Annotated in this window: 1 pseudogene; it reads left to right on the forward strand. The window is 74.8% G+C overall.

The features are described from left to right. A pseudogene (locus tag M8J74_RS44380) lies at window positions 1-302 on the forward strand (hypothetical protein); the annotation flags it as partial.

Genomic DNA, 302 nt, shown 5'->3' on the forward strand with positions numbered 1-302 from the left:
ACAACGCCATCCTCGGCCCGCTCAAGGACAAGCGCGTGGCCACGGTCAACCGCATCGCCACGGCCATCGGCCGTACGGCGGCCAAGCCGACCGGCCTGGACGCGCTCGCGCCCTGCGCGCTGAACGGAGCGGGTGCGGGCGCGGGCGCGGGCGCGGGCGGCGCCAACAACGGCAACGCGGCCGGCAACGCCAACGGCAACGCGGGTAATGCGGGCAACGCAGGCAACGCAGGCAACGCGGGCGCCGGAAACAACGCCGGGGGCAACGCCAACGCCGGTGCCGGCACGATCACGTGCCCGGAC

Source organism: Streptomyces panaciradicis, assembly GCF_023516615.1.
GTDB classification, from domain to species: Bacteria; Actinomycetota; Actinomycetes; order Streptomycetales; family Streptomycetaceae; genus Streptomyces; species Streptomyces panaciradicis.